This is a genomic window from Candidatus Avedoeria danica (genome assembly GCA_016703025.1).
In the GTDB taxonomy this organism is placed as follows: Bacteria; Chloroflexota; Anaerolineae; order Epilineales; family Epilineaceae; genus Avedoeria; species Avedoeria danica.
Window position 1 is genome coordinate 920,717 of record JADJCV010000004.1, and the last position, 12,994, is coordinate 933,710.

The 12,994-nt window shown below is 65.0% G+C and carries 10 protein-coding genes; 6 read left to right on the forward strand and 4 right to left on the reverse strand.

The annotated features are described in order from the left end of the window. Window positions 1-209: 209 nt before the first annotated feature. The 3 genes from IPG72_07075 to IPG72_07085 all read left to right on the forward strand — a co-directional run bounded on the left by IPG72_07075 (window position 210) and on the right by IPG72_07085 (window position 3,794). Complete coding sequence (locus IPG72_07075) at window positions 210-548, forward strand: hypothetical protein (protein ID MBK6768758.1); 339 nt, start codon at window positions 210-212, stop codon at window positions 546-548. A gap of 139 nt (window positions 549-687) precedes the next feature. Beyond that, window positions 688-1,113 (forward strand): hypothetical protein, encoded by a 426-nt coding sequence (locus IPG72_07080; GenBank protein ID MBK6768759.1) that lies wholly within the window; start codon window positions 688-690, stop codon window positions 1,111-1,113. Window positions 1,114-1,739: 626 nt separating this feature from the next. Next, on the forward strand, window positions 1,740-3,794 hold the full coding sequence (locus IPG72_07085) for a hypothetical protein (protein MBK6768760.1): 2,055 nt from the start codon (window positions 1,740-1,742) through the stop codon (window positions 3,792-3,794). A gap of 2 nt (window positions 3,795-3,796) precedes the next feature. Here IPG72_07085 and IPG72_07090 read toward each other — a convergent pair whose 3' ends face one another. The 4 genes from IPG72_07090 to IPG72_07105 form a co-directional block, all read right to left on the reverse strand. After that, window positions 3,797-4,723, reverse strand: coding sequence for a tyrosine-type recombinase/integrase (locus IPG72_07090; GenBank protein ID MBK6768761.1), 927 nt, complete (start codon window positions 4,721-4,723; stop codon window positions 3,797-3,799). A 241-nt stretch (window positions 4,724-4,964) separates the two neighbouring features. Continuing rightward, window positions 4,965-6,083, reverse strand: coding sequence for a hypothetical protein (locus IPG72_07095; GenBank protein MBK6768762.1), 1,119 nt, complete (start codon window positions 6,081-6,083; stop codon window positions 4,965-4,967). Further along, window positions 6,077-7,681, reverse strand: coding sequence for a hypothetical protein (locus IPG72_07100; GenBank protein ID MBK6768763.1), 1,605 nt, complete (start codon window positions 7,679-7,681; stop codon window positions 6,077-6,079). The genes IPG72_07095 and IPG72_07100 overlap by 7 nt, the downstream gene beginning before the upstream one ends. Then, window positions 7,678-9,573 (reverse strand): class I SAM-dependent methyltransferase, encoded by a 1,896-nt coding sequence (locus IPG72_07105; GenBank protein ID MBK6768764.1) that lies wholly within the window; start codon window positions 9,571-9,573, stop codon window positions 7,678-7,680. The genes IPG72_07100 and IPG72_07105 overlap by 4 nt, the downstream gene beginning before the upstream one ends. Window positions 9,574-9,884: 311 nt before the next feature. Between IPG72_07105 and IPG72_07110 the strand changes: the two genes are divergently transcribed. From IPG72_07110 to IPG72_07120, 3 genes are all read left to right on the forward strand, one after another. Next, on the forward strand, window positions 9,885-11,240 hold the full coding sequence (locus IPG72_07110) for an adenylosuccinate synthase (protein ID MBK6768765.1): 1,356 nt from the start codon (window positions 9,885-9,887) through the stop codon (window positions 11,238-11,240). Between the two features lie 239 nt (window positions 11,241-11,479). Then, window positions 11,480-11,950, forward strand: a complete 471-nt coding sequence (pgsA, locus tag IPG72_07115; protein ID MBK6768766.1) for a CDP-diacylglycerol--glycerol-3-phosphate 3-phosphatidyltransferase — start codon at window positions 11,480-11,482, stop codon at window positions 11,948-11,950. Further along, complete coding sequence (locus tag IPG72_07120) at window positions 11,899-12,417, forward strand: phosphatidylglycerophosphatase A (GenBank protein MBK6768767.1); 519 nt, start codon at window positions 11,899-11,901, stop codon at window positions 12,415-12,417. Before pgsA ends, IPG72_07120 begins: the two co-directional genes overlap by 52 nt. Window positions 12,418-12,994: the final 577 nt, after the last annotated feature.

The following is a 12,994-nucleotide window of genomic DNA, read 5'->3' on the forward strand; positions in this document are numbered from 1 at the left end:
ATCGAGCTTACTGACAGGGACTCATCGAATTTGAGACACGATCAATTGACAGTCCCCGCAACACGACTTATGCTGACGCCGTTGGATCACCCCTCCCCTCCCAAACAGATACATACCCTCAATGGTGAACCGTGCTCTTATCTCGACAGGAACACTACGCGATCACCAGCTCACTGAAGGGCGATGTCTGACCAAGGATGGGGAAAGATGTGTCTACCCGCGACGCAAAAGGAGATGGGGAAATGAAGAGATTTGTATTCCTGACCATGATCGCACTCGCGATTGTACTGTCCCCGGCGCAAGTCACTGTGTTTGCACAAACATGTCCAGTCAATACGGTGCGCCAATTTGCGCGCGTTGAGGCCGTCGAGAGTTTGGAGATTGTGCAGGCGGATCAGACGATTGAGGTGGCAGATGAATGGTTAAATGGATGTAGCGGGCCGCCCTCAGCTCAGACATACATCGCAAGTAATGTGGATCATAGATCCACCAACAGGCCAAAGCACTACCACTCGATGGCTGGAGGTTGGTATCCGAAAGAGGTGTGACATTTCGCAGTCCGTAGAGTTGCGTCCATATTGGAGCACAGGGGTTCTTAATGGTGGCGTAGGATCTGCGTTCCCTGCCCCATTCAAGAACGGGACCAGTGATGTTTCTGTGGATCCGGCGACACGCGTAGACGTTCACGTGAAGAAGCTTGGATTTGCGGATCCGAACCACGCCCAGTCCCTTTGGCAATTTGAGGTAAGTATTAATGGAACCACATTTGCATCAAGACCTCAAGTAATGCCAGGGAGTTTTTCTCCAAATGTTATACGAGTCGGCGGGGAAAACATGTCTGATCTCCACGACATGGGCGTTTCTGGCCATCTTAACACGCGCTATTTACTTGAGAACGGAGCTAATCTCGACCTAACATTCCTAGCGGACAGAACGGTAAACAAACTTGAGGACCCCCGCTACTTTATCGATAAAGGCAGCGGCGGATTTGGAGATTCAGAGTACTTCCAGACAACGACGACATTCATCATAATGATCCCACTCCAACTGAAGTGCCAGAAGGGTTTGACATGTGCGACGGCGAATAGAAAAGTCCTATCGGCCGAAACATGAAGGGCGATCCAGACCGACAGGCCTGGCACAAAGGAGGTCACGAATGAAGCAGATACTACGCCACGTAACGCGACCGTGGATTGGAGCGCTGATTCTTGTCGGTATCGCGATTGCAGCAATCCAAGTGCCGCATCCGTTGAGTCGCACAAGCGCCACTGGGAATCCGACTCCGACCGTTGCTCCAGGGTGGATATCCGACCTCCCAACCGCAGTGTCAACACCAGAGCGGAACATTACGGAAACGTGGATAACCGCGGTGCCGGGCACGCCAGTGATTACACCCCTGCCCACCGCAACACCATGATCGGAAGATCTAGGGGGAGATGAGGCAGTTGCTGTAGGTGCTGAACGGAAAACGAGCTGGCGCAAGGTGAAGCAATGGGCTGAAAGGGCTAGACATCCTTTCAGCCCATTGCTTAATGTTTACCGTTGTTTGCGAAGGCGATTCGAGGTCATGCGAAAATGAATGTTCAACTGGTTTCGCGGCGGCGGCGGGGCTTGACCAGCCAATATGCGGTCGCGGCACGAACGGATGGAGAGCATAGGGCGTTTGGGTTGACACACCGGCGCGCCTATAGGAGGATTAGTTGGCGTCTGACCCCGCTTGACATAAGGCGTTTTATCCGATGACGAACACCCTTGTAACGGGTTCGGCCGGCCGAGTGTGCTCATTTCTTGTTACCATTGCATCGTTGTGCTTTTTGATGTCAAGCAATACAAGTGTTGGGGCAGAAACGAATGACACAAACTTTGAACTCGGCGGATTTATTGGCTTGATGGATGTGGTAGTAAACGCGGACGGAAATATGATAGGCGCCGCGGGTAATGGTATTGCGATGTACAACGGGCAGTCATGGAGAGCGATAAAGATATTCGACGATAATACAGAATTGACCGCAATGGACGTAGATGGTGACGTCGTATGGGCAGCTGGTCCGTCTTGTGATCTTGTAAAGATAGTTGGCAAGGCCATAGAGATTTTTCATCTCGATCTTGTTTGTTCTATGACTGCACTGGTTTCGTCCATGCATAGCGAGGCGATAATTCTCTCCGGCCGAGTTGCTTCTGGAGACGGAATTGTCGCGAGATACGATAACGGAGAAGTAACAGTAGTATATTCAATTAAAAACACCATCCTGTGGTCTGTTGCCGAATCAAAATCTGGAAACATCGCCGTCGGCGGAGACGGTGTGGTTGCGATTATTGGCCCCGAAGCCCTAGAAGTATTTCGAGATGAGTGGCTTGGATGCACAATCAACAAGGTGAAGTATTCCGAGAATGACGAACTCTATGTTGGTGGGTTCTGTCTTGTCGAGAATCCCGGTAGATCATCGTTTGTCGAACGACCACTAATGGCCGTTTACAGGGACGGGAAATGGGAGCGACAAGAAGTCATTGTCGGCGGTCGCATGATCGTGGACTTTATTGTCAAGAGTGGTTGGGCGGTAGGAGATGGACTTATCATATATAGATTTGACGGCGCGGCATGGAAACCCGCGTTTGATGGAGGCGGCGGGCTGAACGATCCATTTAATGCAATTGAGGAAATCGACGACAAGGTATACTTTGTCGGATCAATGGCCACCATGGTAATTTATCAAAACGGTATATTTAGTCGATATATGGATTCTCGAAATACAAGCCATCGCACTTTGTGGTATGACAAAGGTAATCTCACCAGATTATCAGTTCGCGCAGATGGTTATGGTATAGCGGTTGGGGGCGGGGGATCTCCAGTCGAGCGCATCTCACGAAATACGGGATGGAGTGAGTTGACAGACATCGAATCGGAAGCTGATATAATATCAGTTGCAGTTGGAGATGAGGGTACATGGTTCGGGTCGGCCGAGCATTTGCCACGCGAAGAGCCAGTGTTCATTGAGAGAACGCCGGGCGGTGACTATCGTATCCAATACAATGCAACAAAGTTATCTATTTGGGATATCGACTATTTCGAGCATGCGGGGGGGTGGGCGGTAGCATCAACACGAGGTGCCGAGATTCCGGCGAGGCAGGTGGAAGTATTGCAGCTTACGGATGACACGTGGAGTGTGAGGTGCCACATAGCGGGTGACGAGATATTCGCCGTCGCTGGTTTGAATAATGAAAGTGCCATCGCCGTCGGAACGAGCGTTATTGTATGTGATTCGCGGGGCAATATTAACCGCATTGACGGCATTGATGGCATGGCGTCAAATGTACACTATGATGGGCGGGGGGTGGTTCTCATCGCCGCAACCACGGGGATATGGCAGTTCGATGTTAATAATGACAGCGTACAGCAATTGTTAGTCACTAACGAGCCTGTATTGAGCGTTGTGGCGCGAGATGAGTGCATAGTAGCAACCGGTTCCACTACTGCGTGGGTTCGAAATCGGGAGGTGTGGGACCAGACTGTTATCGCTGTTGCGTCGTGGTATCTAGGACCGTTTGCCTTCAGTGATACGGCGATAGACAGTGATAGCGTTGGCGACTCAACATCTGTTTTGGCTAGTGGTCAATGGAATTCGATTGTGAGATTGGAACGAATCTGTGGGTCTTTGGATGATACGACACCTCGAACGGCCACAGAGTCGGCCGTTCCTCATGAAACCCCGGTGCCGACTATAGTTATGACTGCAACACGTCTTCCTCTTCATCGTGTCATACTTCCTGTATTGATGCAGTATCACTGGGATTAGAATCATAGGGCATGTTCCTGCAGCGCCCGCTTCTGAGCCTGCTTGGCAAGGGACACGTAGAGTGCTGTCGTCGCCAGGTCGGCATGCCCGAGAGTCTCCTGTACCGTCTTGAGGTCGGTGCCGCGGGCGATGTGGTGGGTGGCCATCGTGTGCCTGAGGCTGTGGACGGAGGCGCCAGGGATCTTCGCGGCCGCCAGATGCTTGGCCACGGTGTCTTGGATCGCCCGCTTGGAGAGCCTCAAGCCGTACTTCGAGACGAACACGGCATCGCACCCTGCCTCCCGCTTGTGCTTCGTGCTCTTCCATGTCTTGAGCACCCGGCAGGCCTTGTAGTTCAGGGGCACCAGAACAACCTTCCCGCCCTTGCGGGTGATCCGGGCGTGCCCAACGTTGTCCGGCTCGGGCGTCACCTTCGCCGGCAGCTCCACATCAGCCCACGTCAGGCCGGCAACCTCAGACAGCCGCATGCCGGTTTGCAGAAGAAGCTCGACAAGCGCCGCATCCCGCGGGCTGTGGGAGCACGTGCGCAGAAGCTCCTTGTACTCGACCTCGCTGAGGAACCGAGGCTCCCGCCTGGGGATCCGCGGCGGGACGAGCCGGGCAGCGATGTTCTCGGACAGGACGCTTTGATCGTGGAGGAACCGGAAGAAGCTCTTCAAGGCCTGGGCCTTCCGATTCGTCGAGCTGGCCTTGAGCCCGCGGCCGTCCAAGTGGGCGAGGTAGGCCTCAAGGTGCTGGAGGGACACCTCACCAAGCTGTGAGAGGCCACGATCCGCAACGAATCGGGCGAACTCCGCTAGATCGTTGCCGTACTCGACCCTCGTGCGTGCTGAGAGCCCTCTGGCCGGCATGCCAACGACGGAGAAGAGCCGGATGGCGTCCTCCATCGTCTGGGCGGTGAACTGTGAATCATGGTCGCTGGTGGTCATAGTTGGTATTGGGGTTCCCGTATTGGTTCAATGGGTAACGGCAGGGCGTCCGGACTTCGCGCCAGGGTCTCCAAGAGACCTGCGTCTAACGACTCCGTCAGGCGCACTTAGTGGACGGCAAACAGCCTCGAATCGCCCTTCTCCCGCGTCTAATGAGTAACTAGGCGCATGTGGACAACGCAGCGGTGCCAACGAGAGACCTCGTGTTTTCGTAACACTCGAACCTGAACGGTCGTCACGTTCACACCTTGCATCCCACCACGGCGTCCGACCCGACGCCATCACCCCACGATCCGCCCCGCCGCCGACCGATCGCTCGTCCACGGCGCCGGCGGGCCATGACGAGCGCGGCCAGGCTGAGCAACACGACGTCGTAGTTCACCCGCCAACCGCCGAACGCCTGCCACGCCGCGTCGCGGTCGGAGACCACGGGCACGCCCGCCACGGCGAGCCGATCGAGCGCATCGTCGAACTCGGCGCGGTCGATGCTGATCGGATCCGCCGGGAAGTGCGGGTCGGCAGGGTGGCGGATCCGGAACACGTCGCCGATGCGACGCAGCGCGATGAAGCCGGCCCGCAGGCAGAGCTCGCGCTGGGCGTCGCGCGGGATGGCCACGCTGCTCGTCACCAGAGCCGCGGTATCCAGCACCGTTCCGGCCGCGGTGACCCAATTCCGCTCGGCGCGCGGCGAGCGGAAGAAGGCGAGGCCGGGGATCGTCGTATGGCTCTCCTCGATGTCGGCGAAGAGCCCTTCCCAACCCGCCCACAGCGGCTGCATCGCATCGTTGCTCTCCAGCCGGCCCACCCGGTGGAGCCGCAGGACCATGTCGACGGCTGTGGGCGGCGTGCCGGCCCGCACCTCGAGCATCGTCACTGCCTGCTCGCGCCGCGCGAACGCGGCATACATCGTCGGCAGGTACGCCACCAGCAGGGCGACGAGGATCAGGCCGATCGTGGCCTCGGTGAACGCCAGCGCCGTCTGGAGCGTGCCCTTGGGCTGCACGAAGCCGAGCGTCAGCAGCGACGAACCGCTCTCGGCGAGCGCGTGGCGCCACGACGGGCTGCCGGTCGCGATGAACAGCCCGGCGAAGCCCAGCAGCGTCATCGCCAGCCACGTCGGCAGGAGGCACATCGTCGCGATCGGCGCGTAGGCCGCCATCACGGCGTCGCGCGCCGCGAACGACTCGAGGTGCTTCAGGTAGAGGTCAAGGCCGCGCCGGATGACGATCCATACGAACGTGACGATCGGGTCGCGCGAAGCGCGCGGCATGACGAGCAGGCGCACGGCCGAGAAGACCGCACCGACGACGAGCGCGGCACCGAGCGCCCCGCTGATCGCACGTCCGGCGACCGTCAACACCCGTGGCGCTCATCTCGCGCCGCACGCAGACGACAGCGACCCACTGGACTCACGGCCACCGCCGCGCCAGGAACGGCAGGTGGATGACGCCCGACAGCCGCACTTTCCGGTAGCGGACAAGCGTCCCACTGCCGCCGACGCCCCAGCACGCCGTGTCGTCGGCGCAGTCGAGCCCTTCCACGCGGTCGTCGAACGCGCGCGGCCAGAGGCGCCACGTTTGTCCGTCGAGGAACAGGATCGTGCCGTTCTGGCCGACGGCCCACGCCTCGCCGTCGGCGACGGCGGCCACGGACGTCAGATCGACGGTCTCCGGGCTCGGCCAGCCCTGCCAGCGGCCGCGGTCCATGTACAGGATCGTCCCGCCGTCCCCGACCGCCCAGCCGGCCGTCGGGCTGAGCATCGCGACGTCGTTCAGCGCGCCGCCGCCCAGCGAGCGCTCGGCCGTCCAGACACCATCCGCGAAGCGCAGAATTGCGCCCGTCTGGCCCCACCGCCGCGCCGTTCGCGGCGTCGACGAAGCTCACGCCGCGCAACGACGCGCCGGTCGGACCCGTGACGGCGGACCAGGCACCCGCGGTGAAGTGCAGGATCGTTCCGCTGTCGCCGACCGCCCACGCGTCGTCCGGCCCGACGCTCACGACCGCGTGCAGTGTGTTCGTCGTCGGGCGGTCGCTGCGCTGCCACGTCCGGCCGTCGAAGCGCAGGATGATCCCGCTCTCACCCACCGCCCAGCCCGTATCCGGCGACGAGATGTCCACCGCCAGCAGCGTCGCCTCGGTCGGGCTCTCGATCCGGTGCCAGTCCGCTCCATCCCAGCGGGCGATCACGCCGCCGCCCCCGACCGCCCACGCCCCGTCCGCACCGACCATCGCCACGTCGTTGAAGTCGGCGACAAGCGGCACGTAGATGCCCTGCCAGTCGCCCCGGACACCGTGCAGTAGCGTGCCCCGCCGGCCCATCGCCCAGACGTCCTCGCGCGCCGGGTCGGCGATGGCAACGGCGCGCGGCACGCCGCCGGTCGGGTTGTCGCTGACGATCCAGTCTTCGCCGTCGAAGCGCACGAGCGTCCCGTCCTCGGCGACGGCCCAAGCCAGCGTGCGGCTCGGCATGTCGAGGCCGATGAGCGAGGCGCTCGTGCCGCCGTCCTCCTGCTGCCACCGCTGGCCGTTCCAGACGGCGACGGTGCTGTTCCCGCCGACGGCATACGCCTCGTCCGCGCTGAAGACGGCGACGCCGTTCAGGGCGACCGCGAGGCCGGTGTTCACCTGCTGCCACTTGTTCCCGTGCCAGCGCAGCGCCGTGCCCTGCGCCCCGACCGCCCAGCCCTCGTCCGCGCTGGCGAACGCCACGGCATGCAACGCCTTCGTGACCTCGGGAAAGTCGACCGTCGACCACCCCTGGCCGCGCTGGTAGCGGTAGAACCGGCCGTTCTCGCCTGTCAACGTCGAGCCGACGACGTAGCCCCACTCGCCCGTGCCCATCCAGATGTCCCGCACCCACGTCGGCTTGGGCAACGGTTCGCGGTCCCAACGGCCGGCGTTGTAGTGGACGACGTCCGGACCGGTACCGGCGAACCATCCCTCGTCCGAACTGATCATGTCAAGGGCGTTGAACGAAGCGCCTTCCGGCGTCGCGACCCGCGACCAGACGCCGCCCACGCGCGCGCCGCGCCGCCCTTGCCCGCCGCCCAGCCGACCTGCGGCGACGGAAAGTCGATCGCCACGAAGTCGATCGCGCCGCACCCCAGGCCCATTCGGGCATCGCAGCGCCATTCCCGGAACGCCGGCTCAGCCTGTGCGAGCCGGCCGGCCGCCCGCGCCGCCGCCGGAGCCGCGCGAACCGCCGCCGCCGGAGCCACCAGGCCCGCGCGAACCACCGCCGCTGCCGGAGCCGCGTGAACCGCCGCTGCCGGAGCCGTGTGAACCGCCGCCGCCGGAGCCACCAGGCCCGCGCGAACCGCCCCACCGGAACCGCGCGGTCCTCCGCCTGGGCGTTGCGGCCGGCCAGCGTCGCCGCCGCCATCACGGCGAGCAGGACCTTGGGAAGGACCCTTGTACGGACCACTCGGCCTGCCCTGTGGCGGACCTTGGCGGGAGCCGTCGGGGCGCGACGGGCGAGCGGAGCCGGCAGGGCGGTCGCGGTCGGGGCGCGGCGCGCCGGGGCGGGAGGGTGCACTGGGCCGTCCTTTCGGTGGGGCGCCCGGTCGGCCGCCGCGCGTTGGCGCGGGGGAACCGCCGTAGCGCCGCTCGTCCGCGCCCGGCGCGCTGCTGCGCCGGGGCGGCCTATCTTGCCGCGCCTGGCCCGGATCGTCGACCACCACCTGCAACATCGTGAGGTAGCGTGCCTCGGGAAACCAGCGCGGCGTCGGGTGATCCGGACCGGCGCCGTAGCGCCCCACGATGCGGACCTTGGCCCCGCGGTCGCGTGCGGAGTCGTCGACGAGCCGGGAGAACGTCCGGGCATCGAGGTGGCTCGAACAACTCGCGGTGAACAAGAGCCCGCCCGGCGCCGTCCGAGCGATCGCCAGCCGGTTCAGCTGACGATAGGCTGCCGTGGCGCGATCCAGGCCCGACGCCGACGCGGCCATGCTCGGCGGATCGACGATGATGATGTCCCACTGCGTGGTGTTGGCTTCGAGCCACTTCTCGACGTCTTCGACGACGCACGGGAACGCCCCGCTCTTCGGGTCGAAGCCGTTCAACGCCAAGTTGTGGCGCGCGGCCTCGATCGCGCCGGCCGCGACGTCGACGCTGGTCACGGCGACGGCGCCGCCGGCGGCCGCCGCGACCGAGAACCAGCCGGTGTACGAAAAGAGGTTCAGGACGCGCTTGCCCTTCGCGAGCGCCCGGATCCGGCGGCGGTTGTCGCGCTGGTCGAGGTAGGCGCCGGTCTTGTGGCCGCGCACGATGTCGACGTCGAACACCAGTCCGTTCTCTCGCACCCGCACCGGGCCGCGCGGCAGCTCGCCGATGAGCGCGACGACGGCCGGCCCATCGCCCTGCTGGCGGCGCTGCGGCTTGTAGATCACGTGCTTCACCAACGGCACCGCCTCGCACAGCGCCGCAGCGAACGCAGGCAACAGGTGGGCCACCGCCGGCGTGTCGGCCTGCACGACCGCGACGTCGGCATAGCGGTCGGCGATCAAGCCCGGCATGTGGTCGGACTCGCCGTGCACGAGCCGCAGACAGTCCGTGTCCACAAGCGGCACATCCCGCTGGCGCCGGGCGCATGCCGCCTCGACGCGGGCCCGGATCAATGCCTCGTCGATCCGCTCGCCGACCGTGTGGGACCACAGCCGAACGGCCAGCGGCGACCGGCTGTCGTACAGGCCGCTGGCGACGAACTGGCCGTCGGGCGTCACGACGTCCACCGTCGTGCCGGTCAGGATGTCCGTCCGGCGGGCCAGGGACTCCGCCCACAGCCATGGGTGGCCGTCGGCGATGTGCGTTCGCACGTCGCGCACGAGCTGGATCGTTGTCGTGTCCGTCATGGAGGGTGATCCGTCGAGGGGGGCGGGGTCCGACGATCGGTCGGGATCCGTCTTGGGTCGGGATTCTAGGCGCGCAGGCCCGTCGGATGCTAACCTCACGGCTTGCGCGCATGACACGTCCTCGAGCGCACCCCGCCACGGCGGGGCGCGGATCGCCGCCGGGCGCGCCGGCGGCAGAAGGCGAAGCTCGACCCAACAGGCCTCGGTGCGGCGCGCACGGCCCTTGCGCCGCGTCGCCGTCGGGCCTGCGCCAGAGGAGGCGAGCGATGCCGGACACCAGGTTGACGTCGATGGCGGTGGACCGCGAACCGATGGTCCCACCCGACGGGCGGACTGCGGGGTCGCTGCCCGCATGGGCGGTCGAGTCCCCGACGACGGCCGTCATCGGCCTGCAATGGGGCGACGAGGGCAAGGGCAAGATCGTCGACTGGCTGGCCGCACGGCACGACGTCGTCGTTCGCTTCAACGGCGGCGCCAACGCGGGCCACAGCGTCGTCGTCGACGGGCAGCGCCACGCGCTTCACCTCGTGCCGTGCGGCGTGCTCCATCCGGGCACGGACAACATCGTCGGCAACGGGGTCGTGGTGGACCTTGCCGGCCTGCGCGGCGAGCTCGACGCGCTCGAAGCGTATGGTGTCGACACGATCGGCCGCGTCTGGTTGTCCGAGCGCGCCCACGTCGTCATGCCGTGGCACCCCGTCGAGGACCGGCTGTACGAGGCGGCGGCCGCCCGTGTCGCCGGCGCGGCGGCCGCGGTCGGGACGACGGGCCGCGGCATCGGACCGTGCTACGCCGACAAGGCGCTGCGCACGACGGCCGTCCGCGTGGCCGACCTGTACGCTGCGGATCGCCCGGCCCGAATCGCTAGAATCACCGCCCTGAAGAACGCGACGCTCCGGGCGCTCGCCGAGGTCGCAGCAACGTCCTTCGAGCCGCTGGACGCGGCGGCGATCGACGCGGCCGCGGCCGCCGACGCCGCCGCGCTCGCACCCCGCGTCACGGACACCGCGCGCCGTCTGGGCGACGCGGTCGCAGCCGGGCGGCGCGTCCTGTACGAGGGCGCGAACGCCTGCCTGCTCGACGTCGACCACGGGACCTATCCGTATGCCACCGCCAGCCAGACGACGGCGCTCGGGATCGGCTCCGGCGCCGGGATCGCGGGCGGCGCGCGCGAGGTCATCGGCATTGCCAAGGCCTACCAGACACGCGTGGGCGCCGGGCCGATGCCGACCGAGCAGGCGAACGCGATCGGCGAGCGCCTGCGGGAACGGGGCCGCGAGTACGGCACGACCACGGGCCGCCCGCGGCGATGCGGCTGGCTCGACCTCGTCCTCCTGCGCCACACCGTCCGCCTCACCGGCGCCACGCGCGTCGCGCTCATGCTCCTCGACGTGCTGGCCGGTCTGCCGTCCCTCAAGGTGGCCGTGGCCTACAGCCTCGACGGCCGGACGATCGACAGCCCGCCGGCGCTGGCCGAGGACTTGGCGCGCTGCGAGCCGAGCTACGTCGACCTGGAGCCATTCGACGGTCCGATGGAACGCTGCACCTCGGTCGACGCGCTGCCGGCGGCGGCGCATGCCTACGTGCGGTTCGTCGAGGCGGCCGTCGGCGTGCCCGTGTCGATCGTGAGCGTCGGGCCGGACCGGGCGCAGACGCTGTTGCGGTGATGGACGGCGGCTGCGCGATGTCCGTGCGCCCGGTTGCGCGGGGCCGTGCCACGGCCATGCTACACTCGCAGCCGTGCGGATCGCCGCCGCCCGGACGAATGGGTTGTCGAATGGGATGTCTTGCATGAATATCGCCAACCGCATCACGATGGCCCGGCTCGTCGTCGGGTTGGTGGCGCTGCTTGCCCTGTCCTTGGTCGAGGCGGGTGCGTGGCCCGGGGACGGCCACGGGCGTCTGGGTGAGCTTCGTCCTGTTCCTGCTGGCCACGATCACGGACGCCGTGGACGGCTACCTGGCGCGCAGCCGCGGGATCGTCACCGTCTTCGGCCGGATCGCCGACCCGTTCGTCGACAAGGTCGTCGTGGCCGGCGCGCTCGTCCTGTTGACCGTCTTCACGGCCACGCGGGTGCTCTTGGCGCCGTGGATGGTCGTCGTGATCGTCTCCCGCGAGTTCCTTGTGACCGGCATTCGGGGCTGGATGGAGAGCGAGGGCATCAACTTCCAGGCGGAGAAGCCCGGCAAGTACAAGATGGTCCTGCAGGTCATCGCGATCTCCGGCCTGCTCATCGTCCTGGCGACGGGCACCGAGGCCGCGTGGTTCCTCTGGACGGTGCGCGTCGTCATCTGGGCGACGCTGCTGCTCACCCTCTACTCCGGTTGGTTCTACGTCCGCAAGGCGATGAGCGCCACCACCGGCCTTTCGATCTGAGCCCGTCGCCCGCCCGCATCCTCGGCACGCTCGGCGGGATCGGCCGCTTCCCGGTTGCGCCCGGCACCGTCGCCTCCGCCGCCGCGCTCGCCGTCGCGGCGGCGGTCCCGGCGCGCGCGTACGGGCCGACGATGCTCGCGCTCATCGCCGCGGCCCTCGCCGTCGCGCCGTGGGCGGCGCGGCGCATGGCCGAGCAGACCGGCGACGAGGATCCGCGCGCCTTCGTGCTGGACGAGGCGATCGGCGTCTGGCTGGCGGTGCTGCGGCCGGCGCGGCCGGCGCTCCTTACGTTCGCCCTCGCCTTCGTGCTCTTCCGGACGTTCGACATCTGGAAGCCGGGCCCGATCCGCCGGCTCGAGCGGATCGGGCGGGGCTGGGGCGTCGTGCTGGACGATGTGGCCGCCGGGGTGCTGGCGGGGGCGGTGATGTTGGCGATGGCGGCCGTTGGTGGCTGGCTGCACGGGTAGGGGTTCCCTTAGCGTTGGATTCTTCTCCGTTGCTACGGGAACCCCTGGTTCATGGCGGGGCGGGCGGGGCTGGTGGCATTTCCGTATCCGTTGCCGGAGCGCCGAGCCAAGGCGCTGCCTACGGGTGAACCAGGAAGCCTGGGCTGGCGCCCCTGAACCGGAGGGGCGCCAGGGGGCATAGAGTTCTGCAGACACACACGTAAGACGATCATCCTGCCCCTAAATACCAGACCTTCCAGTTCCACTCCTGGCCATCCCGCCTACGCTCGCAGCCAATCGACCGCACTAGTTCGTGGACTCGCCCTAAGCTGACAGGGGAGCGTACTATCCACCACAAGACACTACTCACTTACACGACACAACTCTCACTGGACCCTTTCCATCCACTCGCCCATTGCGGACATTCCGTGCCTGGATGCCATTCGCCAAGTGGCGAAGCAGTTGAACGATGAAATACTCGACACTGAGGATCTTCCCACACCACTACGCCGAACACAAGCTCCCTCGTCGCCGCGGTGAGGTCGTCGCATGTTCCAACAAGTCGATAGCGCTCTGGCGCCGTCGCGACAAACCACCC